The 15,726-nt window shown below is 58.3% G+C and carries 14 protein-coding genes, 4 tRNA genes and 1 other RNA gene; 7 read left to right on the plus strand and 12 right to left on the minus strand.

What is annotated here, in order from left to right; genetic code table 11:
• Positions 1–7: 7 nt before the first annotated feature.
• From SJY32_RS07165 to SJY32_RS07190, 6 genes are all read left to right on the plus strand, one after another.
• Positions 8–1,051 (plus strand): PotD/PotF family extracellular solute-binding protein, encoded by a 1,044-nt coding sequence (locus SJY32_RS07165; RefSeq protein ID WP_376873349.1) that lies wholly within the window; start codon positions 8–10, stop codon positions 1,049–1,051.
• 140 nt (positions 1,052–1,191) lie between these two features.
• Positions 1,192–1,551: a transfer-messenger RNA gene (ssrA, locus tag SJY32_RS07170) on the plus strand.
• Between the two features lie 240 nt (positions 1,552–1,791).
• Entirely contained in the window at positions 1,792–2,253 is a 462-nt protein-coding gene (locus SJY32_RS07175) for an SspB family protein (protein WP_376873351.1), read from the plus strand.
• Positions 2,254–2,404: 151 nt separating this feature from the next.
• Positions 2,405–3,799: a class II fumarate hydratase gene (fumC, locus tag SJY32_RS07180; protein ID WP_376873353.1), complete on the plus strand. Its 1,395-nt coding sequence runs from the start codon at positions 2,405–2,407 to the stop codon at positions 3,797–3,799.
• A gap of 210 nt (positions 3,800–4,009) precedes the next feature.
• A complete protein-coding gene (locus tag SJY32_RS07185; protein ID WP_376873355.1) occupies positions 4,010–4,207 on the plus strand; it encodes a DUF4169 family protein in 198 nt (65 codons plus the stop codon).
• Positions 4,204–4,434, plus strand: coding sequence for a ribbon-helix-helix domain-containing protein (locus tag SJY32_RS07190; protein ID WP_376873357.1), 231 nt, complete (start codon positions 4,204–4,206; stop codon positions 4,432–4,434). The genes SJY32_RS07185 and SJY32_RS07190 overlap by 4 nt, the downstream gene beginning before the upstream one ends.
• A gap of 18 nt (positions 4,435–4,452) precedes the next feature.
• On the opposite strand, the gene SJY32_RS07195 is transcribed toward SJY32_RS07190, so the two are convergent.
• The 3 genes from SJY32_RS07195 to SJY32_RS07205 form a co-directional block, all read right to left on the minus strand.
• Positions 4,453–5,328 (minus strand): lysophospholipid acyltransferase family protein, encoded by an 876-nt coding sequence (locus tag SJY32_RS07195; RefSeq protein ID WP_376873359.1) that lies wholly within the window; start codon positions 5,326–5,328, stop codon positions 4,453–4,455.
• Between the two features lie 15 nt (positions 5,329–5,343).
• Positions 5,344–6,126, minus strand: a complete 783-nt coding sequence (locus tag SJY32_RS07200; protein WP_376877632.1) for a GNAT family N-acetyltransferase — start codon at positions 6,124–6,126, stop codon at positions 5,344–5,346.
• Between the two features lie 224 nt (positions 6,127–6,350).
• Entirely contained in the window at positions 6,351–6,530 is a 180-nt protein-coding gene (locus tag SJY32_RS07205) for a DUF3553 domain-containing protein (RefSeq protein ID WP_376873361.1), read from the minus strand.
• A 32-nt stretch (positions 6,531–6,562) separates the two neighbouring features.
• Between SJY32_RS07205 and SJY32_RS07210 the strand changes: the two genes are divergently transcribed.
• Entirely contained in the window at positions 6,563–7,258 is a 696-nt protein-coding gene (locus SJY32_RS07210) for a histidine phosphotransferase family protein (RefSeq protein ID WP_376873363.1), read from the plus strand.
• 83 nt (positions 7,259–7,341) lie between these two features.
• On the opposite strand, the gene SJY32_RS07215 is transcribed toward SJY32_RS07210, so the two are convergent.
• From SJY32_RS07215 to SJY32_RS07255, 9 genes are all read right to left on the minus strand, one after another.
• A complete protein-coding gene (locus SJY32_RS07215) occupies positions 7,342–8,601 on the minus strand; it encodes a glutamate-5-semialdehyde dehydrogenase (RefSeq protein ID WP_376873365.1) in 1,260 nt (419 codons plus the stop codon).
• A 119-nt stretch (positions 8,602–8,720) separates the two neighbouring features.
• A tRNA-Asp gene (locus SJY32_RS07220) sits at positions 8,721–8,797 on the minus strand.
• A 58-nt stretch (positions 8,798–8,855) separates the two neighbouring features.
• Positions 8,856–8,932: transfer RNA gene (locus tag SJY32_RS07225), tRNA-Asp, on the minus strand.
• A 181-nt stretch (positions 8,933–9,113) separates the two neighbouring features.
• On the minus strand, positions 9,114–9,647 hold the full coding sequence (locus SJY32_RS07230) for a hypothetical protein (RefSeq protein WP_376873367.1): 534 nt from the start codon (positions 9,645–9,647) through the stop codon (positions 9,114–9,116).
• Positions 9,648–9,912: 265 nt separating this feature from the next.
• Positions 9,913–9,988 (minus strand) — tRNA-Val (locus SJY32_RS07235).
• A gap of 248 nt (positions 9,989–10,236) precedes the next feature.
• Positions 10,237–10,311, minus strand: a tRNA-Val gene (locus SJY32_RS07240).
• Positions 10,312–10,330: 19 nt separating this feature from the next.
• Positions 10,331–10,759 (minus strand): HU family DNA-binding protein, encoded by a 429-nt coding sequence (locus SJY32_RS07245; protein WP_376873369.1) that lies wholly within the window; start codon positions 10,757–10,759, stop codon positions 10,331–10,333.
• Between the two features lie 310 nt (positions 10,760–11,069).
• Positions 11,070–13,484, minus strand: coding sequence for an endopeptidase La (gene lon / locus SJY32_RS07250; RefSeq protein ID WP_376873371.1), 2,415 nt, complete (start codon positions 13,482–13,484; stop codon positions 11,070–11,072).
• A gap of 746 nt (positions 13,485–14,230) precedes the next feature.
• Positions 14,231–15,691, minus strand: coding sequence for an ATP-binding protein (locus SJY32_RS07255; RefSeq protein ID WP_376873373.1), 1,461 nt, complete (start codon positions 15,689–15,691; stop codon positions 14,231–14,233).
• Between the last annotated feature and the right edge of the window lie 35 nt (positions 15,692–15,726).

The following is a 15,726-nucleotide window of genomic DNA, read 5'->3' on the forward strand; positions in this document are numbered from 1 at the left end:
GTTTTCGATGAAAAACGCTCTGCTCGCTACCTCCGCCCTGATCGCCCTTACCTTGCCTGCCCATGCGGCCGATCCTGATCTTTTGGTGTTTGATTGGGCGGGCTTTGAGGAGCCGGGCCTGTTTACGAGCTACACCGAAAAGCACGGTGATGGCCCGAGCTACACATTCTACGGCGACGATGACGAGGCCTATCAAAAGCTCGCTTCGGGCTTCAAGGCCGATACAGCGCATCCTTGCTCGCAAATGGTTTCTAAATACCGCGATGCGGGCCTGATTGAGCCTTGGGATGTTACAAAAATCCCGGAATTTGCGAATATCGATCCGAAATTCCTGAAATCCCCAATCTTCCAAGATGACACGGGCGTTTGGTTCATCCCGACGGATTGGGGCGCCACTGCGGTTGCGTACAACCCTGAGGAAGTACCTGCGGAAGACGTGGCTTCGCTGAACGTCTTTTTGAATGCCGACTATGAGGGCCGGATCTCCTTGCCTGACAGCTCGGACGATGTCTGGGCGCTGGCCTATCTCGCGACGGGCGTGACGGATTGGACAGAGGTCTCGCAAGAGCAGTTTGATGCGGCGGCGGCATGGCTGCGCGAGGCGCATAAGAACGTGCAAAGCTACTGGGCCGATCCTTCCGAACAAGCACAAACCATGGCATCGGGCGAAGTTCTGATCTCGTGGTCGTGGAACGACGGCGTGACCTATCTGCGCGATGACGACTATCCGGTCGCCTTCCAGCGTGAAGCGACTGAGGGCTCCTCGACGTTCTTCTGCGGGTTCGTGAACCTGAAAGATGGCCCCGGGTCGGAAGAAAAGCTTTATGATTTCATCAACGCGTGGCTTGCTCCGTCGTCCGGTCCGGCGCTGAAAGACGCGATCGGCTATGGTCACACCAATACCAAAGCGATGGAGTTGATCTCTGACGAAGAGTTGGACGTTGCGGGCGTTGGCCCGATCGATGCACCGATCCTCGCCCAAACACCGAACGATCCTGAGCTGCGCGAGAAACAGCTTGCCGAGTTCGAGAAAATCAAAGCCGGATACTGATCCGTCCTCACACGATTGGAAAAGGCGCCTTCGGGCGCCTTTTTTCGTGCACAAGCGCCATCTCGCACCGCGCGCGCGGCCGCCGCGCATCGCGGGCCTCCCCCCGTCGCGCTGCATGCGGGGCGAAATCTTGGGATCTGCCGCTTGAAGCCGACCGAGCGCCCGCCTATATAGGGGGTGTTCGGGGCTTGCTTCGGACTATGGACATAAACGCGCTCGTAATAAGCGGATCGGACCCGGGGGCGGTACCCGGCGACTCCACCAATAGTCCTTCATTTGGGGCGAGCGGGGTCGAAATAGGATCGACGAACGTCTAAAGGGGTTATGCTTTGTCTCGGTGAGCTACTACCGTTATCGGTGCAAATCGTACAGTTGCAAATGACAACCGTGCTCCGGCAATGGCTCTGGCTGCGTAAGCAGTTCGGGTCGCCGAAACTAAGTCCTTACGCTTAGCAGCCTAAGGCGGGGTTCGGAGGTACCTGGCAACAGAAACCTCCACTTTCCCCCCATCATGAGGCGCGCCGTTTCCAGCGCCCGACAGTGCGGCGCTGGCCATAACATATTGCGGTGACTGGAATATCCCATCCTCGCGCCACAGCTGATCGGATGTCACGGGCCGCCTTCGCAGCCACAACGCCCCCCTTTCCATCTACAACGAATCCCTTATGCTAAGGATAAGTGGCCCAGACGGGCGCAGACAGAGTCACGACCCCGATTGCGGGCGGAAGAAGGAAGATCCCATGTCGCGCGGCATTGATTACGGCAGCCTCATGCACCGCGCGATGCGCGGGTTGATCCAATCCGTCTTGGAGGATGTGGCGGCGAATGGCCTGCCGGGCGACCACCACTTCTTCATCACGCTGAACACCCGTGTCGAGGGTGTGGAGATCGCGGATTGGCTTCGGGAACGCTACCCCGAGGAGCTCACGATTGTCGTCCAAAACTGGTTCGACAATCTTATCGTGGATGAGAACGGTTTTGAGATCACCCTGAATTTCGGCGATAATCCGGAAGCTCTGAAAATCCCGTTCGACGCTGTTCTGACCTTTGTCGATCCTTCTGTCGAATTCGGATTGCGGTTTGAATCGCATGAGCATGATGACGACGATGATGAAGATTTCGATGATGAGGACGACGACGACACGCCCGAGCCCCCGCGCGGCGCAGCGGAAGTGGTCAGCCTCGATAAGTGGCGGAAATAAAACCGCAACTGGCCGGATCGCGGCCAAGGCGTAAATTCGCTCCAAATTGCGAGCGCTAACACAATGAAAACGCTGTATACCGCCGCATACTAATTGCCATTAGCCCCCCAAGCCTCTATGAAAGCTGCAAATCTTTTATGGAGGCTTGAACATGACCGCCACCCGTACCGAGACCGATAGCTTCGGCCCGCTAGAGGTTCCTTCCGACAAATATTGGGGCGCGCAGACGCAGCGCTCGATCATGAACTTCCCCATCGGATGGGAACGCCAGCCCGTTGCGATCATTCGCGCACTCGGCGTGATCAAGAAAGCCTGCGCGCTGGTAAACGTCGCACAAGGCGATATGGATGCCGAGATCGGCAACATGATCGCCGCCGCCGCGACGGAAGTGATCGACGGCAAGTTCGATGACAACTTCCCGCTGGTCGTGTGGCAAACAGGTTCGGGCACGCAATCGAACATGAACGCGAATGAGGTGATCTCGAACCGCGCGATTGAGATGATGGGCGGCGTGATGGGCTCGAAAAAGCCTGTGCATCCCAATGACCATTGCAACATGGGGCAATCGTCAAATGACACCTTCCCGACCGCGATGCATGTCGCCATCGGGATGATGGCGCGCGATACACTCCTGCCGGGCCTGCGCAAATTGCACGCGGCGCTGGCGGCGAAATCGGAAGAGTTCAAAGATATCATCAAGATCGGCCGCACACATACGCAAGACGCGACGCCTTTGACGCTGGGCCAGGAGTTCGGCGGCTACGCGCATCAGGTCGCGAAAGGCATCGCGCGGGTTGAGGCCTGCCTGCCCGATATTTACGAGCTGGCGCAGGGCGGCACGGCCGTCGGCACCGGCCTGAACACCCGCGTTGGCTGGGATAGCCGTGTGGCGGCGCAGATCGCGGAGATCACTTCCCTGCCCTTCGTCACCGCGCCAAACAAGTTCGAGGCGCTCGCCGCGCATGATGCGATGGTGATGTTCTCGGGCGCGCTCAAAACCGTGGCGGCATCGCTGTTCAAAATCGCTAACGACATGCGGCTATTGGGCTCCGGCCCGCGCTCGGGTCTGGGCGAGCTGATCTTGCCGGAGAACGAGCCGGGATCGTCGATCATGCCGGGCAAAGTGAACCCGACGCAGGCGGAGGCGCTGACGATGGTCTGCGCGCATGTGATGGGCAATGATGCGGCGGTGGGCTTTGCGGGCTCGCAAGGGCATTTCGAATTGAACGTCTACAACCCGATGATGTCTTATAACGTGTTGCAATCCATGCAGCTTTTGGGCGACGCGGCGGGATCGTTCACCGATAACATGGTGGTGGGCACGCAGGCCAACGTGGCGCGGATCGACAAGCTGATGAAGGAAAGCCTGATGCTGGTGACGGCGCTGGCCCCGACGATTGGCTATGATAACGCCACCAAAGTCGCGAAAACCGCGCATAAAAACGGCACGAACCTCAAGGATGAGGCGATCGCGCTCGGCTTTGTGGATGCGGAGACGTTTGATCGCATTGTGCGGCCGGAAGATATGGTTGGCCCAAAAGGCTGAGTCAGCTAAATTCATTTTAGGGCGGCCTTCGGGTCGCCCTTTTTGCTGCGCGCCCCCCTGCGGGAGCGGGGCTTGGGGGCTCTGCCCCCTCTGCTTCGCATTCACCCCCGGGATATTTCAAGCAACCGGAACTGGAGGGTCGCATCGCAACAGGCGCTGACTTTTGCGCGCCCCTCTTTTCGCAGCCTCGTAAACATGCGATAATGCGGCATGAGCAACGTGACCAACCTCAATCAGTTTCGCAAAGCGAAAGCACGCGCAGACAAGCGCGTGACGGCTGATGCCAATGCCACGAAATTTGGCCGCACGAAAGCGCAGCGCGCGCTTGAGGAGGCGCAGTCACAGCGTGCGAGATCCAGTCTGGACGGGCACGAGATCGCGCCGCCAAAGGATGACGACGCGCCATGAGCCGCCCTGCGAAGCATTCCCTTACGCTTGGCGGACACCGGACCTCGGTCACGCTGGAGGATGAATTCTGGCAGGCGTTTCGCGAAATTGCCGAGGCTGAGGGCAAAGGGCTCAATGCGCTTGCCGCAGAGATCGACGCTGCACGGGGGACAGCAAGCGCCGGCGTGACCGCCGGTCTGGCGACTGCGATCCGGCTGTATGTCCTGGCCTATTACCGCAAACGGTGATCTGTCCGTCGTTGGATGTTACTGCGGCGCTGCCTGCTGCGCGTGATCGAAGCCCATCCGGATCTGATGCTCGCAATGTGCGCTAAGATCTTTGCGCGACGCGAAATCTTCAACCTTGACCGGTGGATGGAAGATGATGTCCACCGAGCCTTGCGTTCCCGCGCCGAGGACTTGCGCGAAATGCGGCGCAAACCCCATATCCCCCCAGAATCCGTAGAAGCTGGCAGGACGATTTGGGGGAGCGTGATAGACCACGCTGACCGGTTGAATATGCATCACGGACTTAAGGTGATGCGTGAAGAATGCCGCAAAAAGCGTTGATTTAAATGGCAAAACTCTTTTTGAATCCGAAGACGTCCCCTCGGGAAAGAACACCAACCGATTGCCCGCATCAATATGCGTTTCAAACACCTCTTGCTGCGCGCGCGCCTCCTTCGGATCGCGTTTGATGAACACGGTTCCGACCGCTTTCGCGAGCCCGCCGATCACGGGCCAGCGCGCTACCTCCTCCTTGGACACAAAAATCACTTGCTGACAGGCGTTGAGTGCGAAGATGTCGAGCCAGCTTGAATGGTTCGCCACGACAGCGCCTCTTGCGCGCATGGGCGTTCCGGTGACTCGGTAGCCCATCCCGATCAGTCGAAAAAATCCGCGCGATACGAGGCGCACGATCTGCGCCGAGCCATAGGATTGATCGCGCCCCCCGCCCGACCGAGGCCCACCCGATTTGGGCCTGCGTGCCGCGCACAGCTCGATAAACCGCGCGAGCCAGAACATCAAAAGCCCCGCGTAGACCAAGCACAAGATCAGAGCCAAACGTAGCCCCGCGCGCACCCACCCCATCACCCCTAGCGGGGGGTAAACGGGCGGCTCAACCCCGCGCCAAGTGCTCATATGATCTCCTTAGGGCTATTGGTTTCGCATCCGTCGGGCATAGAAACCACGATGCTTGCTGCTCATCTGTGCAGTATCCATCATAACCAACACATCGGTCGTGTTGAAGTCATGATCGATCCACGCGCCTGCGCCAACATAGCCGCCCGCCCGCAGATAGGCTTTGATCAACACCGGCATCTGTGCGAGCGCCTCGGCACGGTTCAAATCCTGTGGCGGGATGAGATCCATCGATTGATATTGCGCATCCCGCGCGCGGGCGCGCAGGGCTTGTGGCGCGAGGTGATGGTGGTGCAACCACGAGAGCGGCACCGCCAATGCTTCCGGATCCGTGCCGTGGAAAGAGGCAACCCCGAACAACACTTCGATTCCCTGACTAAGCACGTAATCCGCCAATGCCTGCCACAGCAGATACATCGCCGGCCCGCCGCGATAATCGGGATGGACGCAAGAGCGCCCCAGTTCGAGCAAGCGCCGCCCTGTCGCGCGCAGCGGCGACAAATCATATTCGGAATCGCAGTAAAATCGGCCGAACTCGGCGGCGGTTTCGCCCTTGAGCAAGCGATACACCCCAACGACATGATCAAGCGTCGATGGATCGCGCCGCGTGTCGACCAGTAGGAGATGCTCATACACCGCGTCGAAGTCGTCACGTTCTAAACGTGCGGCGTGATCGACCATCTCGCCGCCCGCACCGAGCTCCTCAACGAAAACACGATACCGCAGACGCTGCGCCGCCAGACGGTCTTGTTCCGTGCTAGCGAAACGGGTCTCGTAATGGCTGGTATCAAGGACCATCGCTCTGCGTTCCTGCGCTGTTGGCAGGGGTTTACCAAGTGGCTGGGCGGTTGCCAAGCTTGTGGCTGCGTGACGGAAGACCTGCATCGCGTTCTCCTTGCGTGACCGGTTCGTGACGCAGATCGCACGGGGACGTGACATGCGAGTGACAAAGCCCCCTTGGATGCAAATTTGCACCGTTTCACGCGGGTGGAGACAAGCGAGACTGAAAGCTTTAGACTTTATTAACCTTCATCACCGATGACTAAATCAAGCGTAACGCGATCTCCATCAATCACCTGCTTACCCATATGTTCGAAATTAACAGTGATCTTCGACCCGACCCGCGACTGAACCTGCCCCAAACCCCAATCCGGGGCGGCTGGGTTACGCACGATCATACCGGGTTCAAGAATTTCGTTCATATTGAGCCTGCTTCTATCGGGGAAGTTTTATAATGTCGTCCTATCTCATGCCGCAAAGCAATCCGTTTGACCAGAGCACAGCCAAATCAAGCTCCGCTGCGCAAGGAGAGGTCGGCGACGATGCGACCTCCGTTGATCAGGCCTCCGATCTGGATCTTGTCGCCCTGCTAGGATCGCGGTTGTGCCATGACCTGATTTCGCCCATGGGGGCGATCGGGAACGGGGTGGAACTTTTAGCGATGTCGGGCGACGCGATGAGCCCCGAGCTGGAGTTGATCGCGCAGAGTGTGAACGCGGCCAACGCACGCCTGAAATTTTTCCGCGTTGCCTTCGGACAAGCCGCGCCGGATCAACGGCTTGACGCAACTGAGGTGCGCAATCTGCTTCGCGATATGGCCGCCACGGGCCGGCTTGCCTACGACTGGCAGCCCCTTGGCGATCAATCTCGCCAGATGGTTAAACTTTGTTTCCTCGCATTGCTTTGCGCAGAGACCGCGATGCCTTGGGGCGGCACCGTTCGGATGCGGGAGGACAGCGGGCGGTGGTTCGTTGAGGGCGAGACCAAAAAGACGAAAAGCAACCCCGACATCTGGTCCGTGCTGCAGGGATCGGCGCAGGATGTGTCCCCCGCACAGATCCAGTTCGCATTACTGCCGAAGGAGGCGGCTCGGTATGGAAAATCCATAGCGTGGCACATGGAGGAGACCACCTTACGCATCACATTCTGAGAATTGCGCGATGTAAGGAGCCTCGTAAAGCAAAGAAGCCCCGCGACGTATCGCAGGGCTCCCGAACGTCTATCAGGCGGCCGTTAGGCGCGGATGGTCCCATCGCCCGTGACGAGATATTTAAACGAGGTCAGCTGCTCGGCGCCCACCGGCCCCCGCGCATGCATTTTGCCCGTCGCGATCCCGATCTCGCCGCCCATCCCGAATTCGCCGCCATCGGCAAACTGCGTCGATGCGTTGCGCATCAGAATCGCAGAATCGATCCGCTGGAAGAATTTGGCTGCAACCGCATCATCTTCCGTCAGAATGGACTCGGTGTGGTTCGAACCGAATTTCTGAATATGCGCGATCGCCCCGTCAACACCGTCGACGATTTTTGCCGCGCAGATCATATCCAGAAACTCATGCCCAAAATCATCCGCACGCGCCTCAACGGTGCCCACAACCTTGAGAAGGTCGCCCTCCGTCCGCACTTCAACGCCCGCGTTCACGAGATCTTCGATCAAAATCGCCCCGTGGGCCGCGTAGAAGGCCCGATCAATCAACAGGCACTCCATCGAGCCGCAAATTCCAGTCCGGCGGGTTTTGGCGTTTAGAACGACACGTCGCGCTTTCTCCAGATCCGCCGCCCCGTCGGCATACACATGACAAATCCCCTCGAGGTGAGCAAACACAGGCACGCGCGCCTCTGATTGCACCAGCCCCACAAGGCCCTTGCCGCCGCGCGGAACGATCACGTCGATATACTCAACCGCCCGCAGCATCTGCGATACCGCGGCTCGGTCGCGTGTCGGAACAAGCTGAATCGCAGCCTCCGGCAAACCTGCCGCCCGTAGACCGTCGACCATACACGCATGAATTGCGCGCGAGGAGTTGAAGCTTTCTGATCCGCCGCGCAAAATCACAGCATTCCCCGCCTTCAAGCAAAGCGCGCCCGCATCTGCAGTCACATTCGGCCGAGATTCGTAAATCACACCGATCACACCAATCGGCGTCCGCACGCGCTGGATATGCAGGCCCGTCGGGCGATCCCACTCCGAGATGACCTGCCCCACAGGATCAGGCTGCGCCGCCACCTCGCGCAGCGCTTTGCAAATACCCGCAATCCGCTCTTCGTCGAGCACCAGCCGATCCATCATCGCACTGGTCAGCCCCTTCTCGACGCCGAAGGCCTGATCTTGCGCATTTGCGGCGATAATCTCCGCCCGCCGCTCCCAGACGGCGTCGGCGGCAGCGTTCAGCGCATCAGTTTTGGCTTGAGGGTCCGCAAACGCAAGCTCCAACGCCGCCGCTCGGGCTGCAGCGCCGAGAGTTTCGATCAAAGCGAGTGCATCTTGGGTCATTGGATCATCCTCATGTTTCTCCAAGGTATAGGAGAGGCCCGCGAGGGCGGCAAGACGATGAAATGCAAAACGCCGCCCCGAGGGACGGCGTTTTTGAGGGCTTCTTCTTAGAGAAGAAGTGGCGCGGTTGACGGGGCTCGAACCCGCGACCCTCGGCGTGACAGGCCGATACTCTAACCAACTGAGCTACAACCGCGCATTTTCTTATCACTTCAAACGAAGCAACATACGCTTCGGACGATCCGAGGGGAGAGTGGCGCGGTTGACGGGGCTCGAACCCGCGACCCTCGGCGTGACAGGCCGATACTCTAACCAACTGAGCTACAACCGCAACTCTCCCACTCCGGATCGTTCCAAGAGCGTGTGGGCTTATTATGAGGACACGCGGGTGGCGTCAAGCGGCCGAATGCGAAAAAATGCACTGAGATGACATTCTTTCGATTTTTTTCAAAATCGACCCGCCTCGCCCTCACGTCTCCCCTGCCCCGACCGGGCCCCAAGCCCTGACAACGTCACGCTTTTTGGCACTCGGGGACACCCATACGGATCAATTCAGCCCCTTTCACGCGGTAATAGCCGTTGATCTTGTAACGCGCGGTTTTCATGTACCAGTCACGCAGCTGCGCGGGATAGTTCACGGCGATCACCTGCGACCAATACTCGAACTCGGCATCGCTCAGCTTTGCACCGTAATAAGACGGGCCGTGGAAGCCGAAGGTCGTGCCGCGAAAAACACAGGTGCGCGATAGGCCAAGATACATCGTGCACGACGACAAACAAACTTCGCCGCGCAATTCGACACGAATCCCCTGCTCGCGCAAAGTCGCGATCTCCTGCGCACGCGTGCCAACGACGCCACCGGGATCATTCCGAACGATGAGTGTATTTTGCGCGGCGAGGAACTGGCTTTGCGCGTGCGCCGCAGGCGTCGCGAGAAGCGCAATAAAAACCGCCGCCACTGCTCCGCGATTCAAAATAGATTTCAGCACCGCAAAACGCGGTTTCGCATACGCCAGCGGCGCATGCACAATATTTCGACCGATCATGGAATCCACCCCTGGATTGATGAGGTCGCCATTCTGGGCGACTGGTCGTCGAGACCCCTCTCACGACAAGGGCAGATAATCAGCGATGGCCTAAGATCCGGTTACCGCACCGGTTTGCGGCCCGCGTCAGGCGCGATTCCCCGCGAAAAATTCTACGGGATTTTAACAATGCGGGAGGGAGTAGCATCAGCGCTTCGCGCTAAATCAAGAGCAACGAGAGAAGTCTCGATTTAGAGCGCAATGATTTACGAGAATAGGGGGGGGATGGTGGGTCGTGACGGGTTCGAACCGCCGACATTCTCGGTGTAAACGAGACGCTCTACCAACTGAGCTAACAACCCAACTGACGCGCTTCTAACGGGGGTTTTCGGCGCGTGCAAGAGCCTCTTTTGATTTCTTCGCAAATTATTTTATGGACGTAGAGCTGTGCGGCGCCCCCCTCGCCCTGCCCGATCAAAGTCACTCAACCCGAGGGCCTGATGCGCCAGCGCGCGCATTCATCTCGCGCGGCGAAATCGACGGACATGCTCCCTAACCTCAACCCCCGAAACAAAAAACGCGCACCCTCGGGCGCGCGCTTTTGAGATTATGGTGGGTGATAAGGGATTTGAACCCCTGACATCTTCGATGTGAACGAAGCGCTCTACCACTGAGCTAATCACCCGTTGGCGCGGCTTTTAGCCTCACTCATCATCCTGTGCAAGTGACTCGGGCGAGGTTTTCTCCGCATCGGTGTTCGGAGTGTTGCGACGCAGCTTGATCACCAGAACTTCGCCGTCATTCTTATCGATCGACCGCGTGATCCGCATCCGCCCCAACGGCGGCAAGTTGACGGCCTCGCCATTCGACAAAGCATCCCCCAGAACCTTCAAAGCGGCTTCGGAAATGGTGCGAACATCGCCGCGCTTCGCGCCGCTCTCTGCAACGATCCGCTCGATGAACTCTTTCTTGCGCATCATCACATTGATGTCGTCATCTGTCTCGCCGGTGACAGCCCCCGTCGCCAAAGGCGTCTCAGGAAGCTCTGCGGCAATTTCCTGCGGCGCAGCGACAACCGGCTCTGCGGTGGCCGCTGCAGTCGTGGATTTTGTTGATTTCTTGGTCGTGGCCATGATGGCTCCATTTGTTTCCGAGTCGAGAACAGATTACGCAAGGTTTTGTAAACAATCCACAACTCTCATTCCCAAGCCTCTCGCAAAGCTTGAATCTTGCCCCGCTTGCTTGCTCGCGTTGCGCCCAGCTCGTTCGGGGATAGTCACGCACTATAGCGCGCGCGGCAGAAATTGCACTTCATCGCGGCAAAAACCACCAAAAGATACACCGCCCTGCATGTGTTATGGGCGCCCTGAGTTTAAACAGCGCCCGACGCATAAAAAAGGGGCGCCGGATGACCGACGCCCCTCTCCTTCATCTCAATCGGCATTAATGCGTCGTTGCGGGCGCGCTATTTCCGGCATTGGCCCGCGCGGCAAGCGCCGCCGCTTCCTCCGCCGCCTCGTCCCACTCCACCGCCTCAGGCATACGGGAGAGAGCCACAGGAAGCACTTCGCGCACGTGGTTGACAGGAATAATCTTCAACCCCTGCTTCACGTTCTCGGGGATCTCCGCAAGATCTTTCTCGTTCTCTTGCGGAATCATCACTGTCTTGATCCCCCCGCGCAGCGCCGCCAGCAACTTTTCTTTCAAACCACCGATCGGCAACACATTCCCGCGCAGCGTGACCTCACCCGTCATCGCAACCTCGCGGCGCACGGGAATCCCCGTCAAAACCGAGACGATAGACGTCACCATCGCAATCCCCGCGGACGGGCCATCCTTCGGCGTCGCCCCTTCGGGCACGTGAACGTGGATGTCCACGGCCTCGAATTTCGGCGGTTTTACCCCGATTTCGGGGCTGATCGAGCGCACATAGCTGCTCGCTGCCTCAATCAATTCCTTCATCACATCGCCGAGCTTGCCGGTGGTCTTCATCCGCCCCTTACCCGGAAGCTTGAGCGCCTCGATCTGCAAAAGATCACCGCCGACCGATGTCCACGCAAGGCCCGTCACCACCCCGACCTGATCTTCCGCCTCGGCCAAGCCGAACCGGTGGCGCTTGACGCCGAGATACTCACCAACCTTCGCCTCATCGACCTTCACATGCTTAACAGCACCCTTGGATTTGATGATCTCGGTCACAGCTTTGCGCGCGAGCTTCGCGATATCACGCTCAAGCGAGCGAACCCCCGCCTCTCGGGTGTAGTACCGGATGACGTCGGAAATCGCGCCGTCCGTGACTTCAAACTCGCCCTTCTTCAGACCGTGTCCCTTGATCTGCTTCTCGATCAAGTGACCTTTCGCGATCTCGCGCTTCTCGTCCTCGGTATACCCCGACAGCGAAATGATCTCCATCCGGTCCAAAAGCGGGCCAGGCATATTGTAGCTGTTCGCCGTTGTCAGGAACATCACGTCCGAGAGGTCATATTCGACCTCCAGATAGTGGTCGACGAAGGTCGCGTTTTGTTCAGGGTCCAACACCTCCAGCATCGCCGAGGCCGGATCGCCACGGAAATCCTGCCCCATTTTGTCGATCTCATCGAGCAAAATAAGCGGGTTCGTGGTTTTCGCCTTTTTCAGCGCCTGAATGATCTTGCCTGGCATCGAGCCGATATAGGTCCGGCGGTGGCCGCGGATCTCAAATTCGTCGCGCACGCCCCCAAGGGAGATGCGGATGAATTCCCGTCCGGTTGCCTTCGCGACCGAACGACCCAGCGAGGTTTTCCCGACCCCGGGAGGGCCGACGAGGCACATGATCGGGCCCTTCATCTTCGTCGCGCGCGCCTGCACGGCGAGATATTCCACGATCCGCTCTTTTACCTTCTCCAAACCGTAGTGATCGGCATCCAGAACCTTTTCCGCCGCCAGAAGATCCTTCTTCACACGCGACTTCACGCCCCACGGCAGCGCCGTCAGCCAATCAAGGTAGTTGCGCACGACGGTCGCTTCCGCGCTCATCGGGCTCATGTTCTTGAGCTTCTTCAGCTCGCCTTCGGCCTTCTCACGCGCCTCTTTCGAGAATTTGGTCTTGGAGATTTTCTCCTCCAGCTCGGCAAGCTCGTTGGAGCCCTCCTCACCGTCGCCCAATTCCTTCTGAATGGCCTTCATCTGCTCATTCAGATAATATTCGCGCTGGGTGCGCTCCATCTGGTTTTTGACGCGCGATTTGATCTTCTTCTCGACCTGCAAAACCGACATTTCGCCCTGCATCAGGCCGTAAACTTTTTCCAAACGCTGGCCGACGTCGAGCGTCTCAAGCAGTTCCTGCTTTTGCGCGACCTCAAGGCCCAAATGACCCGATACCAAATCTGCGAGTTTCGCAGGCTCGCGCGTCTCGCCCACAGCGGCAAGCGCCTCCTCAGGCACATTCTTTTTGATCTTTGCGTAGCGTTCGAATTCCTCGGCCACAGAGCCCAGCAAGGCAGTTACCGTTTCCGTATCACCGGGCTGTTCGTCCAGCGTATCCGCAAGCGCCTCGAAATACCGCGGGTTGGCGATAAAATCGGTAATTGTCACACGGGATTTACCTTCAACGAGGACTTTCACCGTGCCATCCGGCAGTTTCAGAAGCTGGAGAACATTGGCCAGAACACCAACGCGGTAGATGCCGTCTTCGTCCGGCTCGTCTTGCGCAGGGTCGATCTGGCTGGCGAGCAGGATTTGGCGATCATTCGCCATGACTTCTTCCAACGCCCGCACGGACTTTTCGCGCCCGACGAACAACGGGACGATCATATGCGGGAACACGACGATGTCGCGCAGCGGCAAGACGGGGAAGCTCGTGTCCAAAATATCGCTCATTCTTTTTCCTCATTAGCAGGAAAGTCCTCGCCCCGCTGGATCGCGGCGACCTCAACTCTCCCCTTCAGGTCATATCTATGGCTGCAAGGGCATGTGTTCAACCATTCGTCCGAAGGATCGTGGGGGTGTGGGCGGCTAGCCCCCTCGAAATTTACCCAAAGGCTCCGCGCTTTTGACATCACGAACCCTGCAAAGCTTCATGGATTGCCGATCGATTTACGGATTTTTATCGAAAAACTGGCATTTCTCTCGTGGGTCCGCAGGTGCAGCGAGGTTTACGCGAAGGTCACCGAAAATCGCGATTTTGTGAAATCTTGGCGAAATATTGGTAAAGCTTTCTGCGATGCGGCGTAACTTTTTTACGAAAGCGTCATATTTTGTTAGCCATGCCTAAAAAATGCCCTAAAATGAATCCATAACGGAAAATTAAGACATCGGAAGTTACAAACGAAAGACGAGCCAGTCACAGAGACTTTGAGGGAGAGACCAATGCAAGCAGTTCACATCCGTAAACCTGCAACACCGCGCTCACCAAGGCAGCAGCTGCCTTCTGGGTGGTGGCTCGCGCCTGCTCTCGTTGTCTCCCTCGGTGCTTGGGCGCTGATCTTCAAATTGATCTTCTAAGGGTCGGCGCGAAGGATACACCCTTCGCGCGACATACCTTTGCCAAAGCGCACAGAAATACCTTTAGAATCAAACGCATAAAGCATATTCTGCCAGAAACGTTCACTCCCGCGCCTAACGGGTCAGCGTGCGAGGGACAGCTCCGCCTTCAAACCGCCCAGACGCGCACTCTCGCCAAGCTTTAAAACGCCGCCGTGGCTTCGTGCAATATCGGCCGCGATCGAGAGACCGAGTCCGACCCCCTGCCCCTTATTTTGATTGCGCGACGGATCAAGCCGTGTGAACGGACGCAGCGCCGTCTCGCGCTGATCAGGCGCAATTCCCGGCCCGTTGTCCTCAATAATGATTCGCAAATGACGGTCCGATAGCGCCAAGCTGACCTCGGCATGCGTCCCGTACCGAACCGCATTCCCGATAAGGTTCTCAATCGCGCGCCGTAAACTCACCGGACGGAAGCTGGCTTGCGGCAATGCAGCATCCTCGTCTCCCTCCAACGCCTCCCCCGTCTCGCTATACCCTTCCGCGCCCAAAACAGATCGCAACACGACAGATTGCCCGCCGCGCGATGCGTCCTCGACAATATCGCGCACAAATTTCACCGGATCGCCAATTTGCGCCGGGCTGTCTTGCGCATCGCCCTGCATGAAGGCTAGGAACGCATCAATCTGCGTGCCCATCTCCGCGACATCACGCTCCATCGCCTCAACGTCTTCGTCGGGAGGCAACATCGACAACCCCAACCGCAACCGCGTTAGAGGTGTCCGCAAATCATGACTGATACCCGATAGCATCAAGCTGCGCTGCTCGAAAAACCGCTCGATCCGCGCGCGCATCTCCAAAAATGCAGCCCCCGCCGCCCGAACTTCGGTCGCCCCTTGCGGGCGGTAGGGCAAGACCTGCCCCTTGCCGAACCCCTCCGCCGCATGGGCGAGACGCCGGATCGGACGCAGTTGATTGCGCAAGAAAATGAACGCAATCAGTGTCATCAACAAACTCACCGCGACCATCAGCACCAAAAGCTGATGCGGGTTCGAGGCCGAGACGCGCAACCGGTCGAATTCGACCCGCATCGGGCCATGCGCCGTGCCGATCATCATTCGGACCGTCGACATATTCTCCAGATCAATGGTGGTGACATCGGCAACCTCTGCGCGCAAAGCCTCAATCACGACTTTGCCAGACAGATCGTAAAAACGGCGCTGATCTATCGGCGCAGGCTCATCGTTGCGCGCGCCCGCAGTGTCCCACGCGCGCCCCTCATCAATCGCAGGGTTCGGACCGACGATCACATCTGCGAAGGCGGCATCTGCCGGCAGATCGACGCTCAATCCAAGCGGCCGCGCAATCACATCCGCGGCTTGTTGCGCTACCTCCAAATCAGGGGCGCTTTCCACCACTTCGATCAGAAAGTTGATCTCGCGCAGCATTGTATCGGTCATCTGTTCGGTGACGCGCTCAAAATGGCGCTGGATAAAGACGACCGAGACGACGATCTGAACCGTCACGATCGGCAAAATCAGGATCAGCGCCGCGCGCCCGTAGAGGCCGCGTGGCATCAAACGTTTGATCCAACTCCAATTCATGGCAAACCCTTTCGAAGATGCGGAACCCTATCTAC

The organism is Albirhodobacter sp. R86504, assembly GCF_042466415.1.
Lineage (GTDB): Bacteria > Pseudomonadota > Alphaproteobacteria > Rhodobacterales > Rhodobacteraceae > Albirhodobacter.

Bases quoted from the DNA above. Each gene is read 5' to 3' on its own strand.
- SJY32_RS07190 (WP_376873357.1), top strand. From the start codon at position 4,204: ATGAGCCGCCCTGCGAAGCATTCCCTTACGCTTGGCGGACACCGGACC.
- SJY32_RS07255 (WP_376873373.1), bottom strand. From the start codon at position 15,691: ATGAATTGGAGTTGGATCAAACGTTTGATGCCACGCGGCCTCTACGGG.
- lon (WP_376873371.1), bottom strand. From the start codon at position 13,484: ATGAGCGATATTTTGGACACGAGCTTCCCCGTCTTGCCGCTGCGCGAC.
- fumC (WP_376873353.1), top strand. From the start codon at position 2,405: ATGACCGCCACCCGTACCGAGACCGATAGCTTCGGCCCGCTAGAGGTT.
- SJY32_RS07210 (WP_376873363.1), top strand. From the start codon at position 6,563: ATGTCGTCCTATCTCATGCCGCAAAGCAATCCGTTTGACCAGAGCACA.
- SJY32_RS07245 (WP_376873369.1), bottom strand. From the start codon at position 10,759: ATGGCCACGACCAAGAAATCAACAAAATCCACGACTGCAGCGGCCACC.
- SJY32_RS07230 (WP_376873367.1), bottom strand. From the start codon at position 9,647: ATGATCGGTCGAAATATTGTGCATGCGCCGCTGGCGTATGCGAAACCG.
- SJY32_RS07200 (WP_376877632.1), bottom strand. From the start codon at position 6,126: ATGGTCCTTGATACCAGCCATTACGAGACCCGTTTCGCTAGCACGGAA.
- SJY32_RS07165 (WP_376873349.1), top strand. From the start codon at position 8: ATGAAAAACGCTCTGCTCGCTACCTCCGCCCTGATCGCCCTTACCTTG.
- SJY32_RS07215 (WP_376873365.1), bottom strand. From the start codon at position 8,601: ATGACCCAAGATGCACTCGCTTTGATCGAAACTCTCGGCGCTGCAGCC.
- SJY32_RS07195 (WP_376873359.1), bottom strand. From the start codon at position 5,328: ATGAGCACTTGGCGCGGGGTTGAGCCGCCCGTTTACCCCCCGCTAGGG.
- SJY32_RS07185 (WP_376873355.1), top strand. From the start codon at position 4,010: ATGAGCAACGTGACCAACCTCAATCAGTTTCGCAAAGCGAAAGCACGC.
- SJY32_RS07175 (WP_376873351.1), top strand. From the start codon at position 1,792: ATGTCGCGCGGCATTGATTACGGCAGCCTCATGCACCGCGCGATGCGC.
- SJY32_RS07205 (WP_376873361.1), bottom strand. From the start codon at position 6,530: ATGAACGAAATTCTTGAACCCGGTATGATCGTGCGTAACCCAGCCGCC.